This window comes from Burkholderia sp. RS01 (genome assembly GCF_039748055.1).
GTDB lineage: Bacteria > Actinomycetota > Actinomycetes > Actinomycetales > Micrococcaceae > Arthrobacter.
Map to the genome: position 1 here is coordinate 1 of NZ_JBDLAK010000054.1, position 746 is coordinate 746.

The window sequence follows — 746 nt, forward strand, 5'->3', positions numbered from 1 at the left end:
TGTACCCGGCCATGACGTTGGTGACATCAGTCTTGAAGTGAGGAGGGCCCCCGGGGCTTAGTGGAGGTATCTGACATCTTCACGGCCACGGAGGTCCTCATGTCCCACGCTAATGCCCGTCTGACCTTTCATGGGAGATTTCTTCTCGTTGAAAGAGTGATCGGTGATCATCGGCCCGTTGCCCATGTCGCGAAGGAACTGGGTGTCTCCCGGCAATGCGCCCACCGCTGGGTGAAGCGGTTCCGGGCGGAGGCTGAGGCCGGTCTTCTCGACAGATCCAGCCGCCCTCACGTGACCCCGTCCAAGACCAGCGCCGAGCGGGAGGCCGCGGTCATCGCCGCCAGGACGGAGTTAAAGTGCGGGCCGGCGCGGTTGAGCCGTGCCACCGGGGTTCCCGAACGAACCATCTCGCGGATCCTCACCCGACGCGGCCTCCCGCCTCTTGCTGCCTGCGACCCCGTCACCGGTGCCCTCATCCGGGCCACACGGTCAACGGCGGTGCGTTACGAACGCCAGCGCCCGGGAGAGCTGATCCATGTGGACGTCAAGAAACTCGGAAGGATCCCTGACGGCGGGGGCTGGCGCGCCCACGGCCGCTCGGAGCAGGTCCGCGGGCGCGGCATTGGATTCGACTACATCCACGCCGCCATCGATGACCACACCCGCCTGGCCTACGCCGAAATCCACCCGGACGAGAAAGGCCCGACCGCGGCGGCATTCCTCCTCCGGGCCGCCGGGTTCTTCAA

At 66.2% G+C, this 746-nt stretch carries 1 protein-coding gene; it reads left to right on the plus strand.

Features of this window, described 5'->3' with window-relative positions; translation table 11 throughout:
* Nucleotides 1-99: 99 nt before the first annotated feature.
* Nucleotides 100-746, plus strand: a 647-nt coding sequence (locus ABFP37_RS22480) for a leucine zipper domain-containing protein (RefSeq protein WP_347035030.1), incomplete at its 3' end; no start/stop codon positions are given.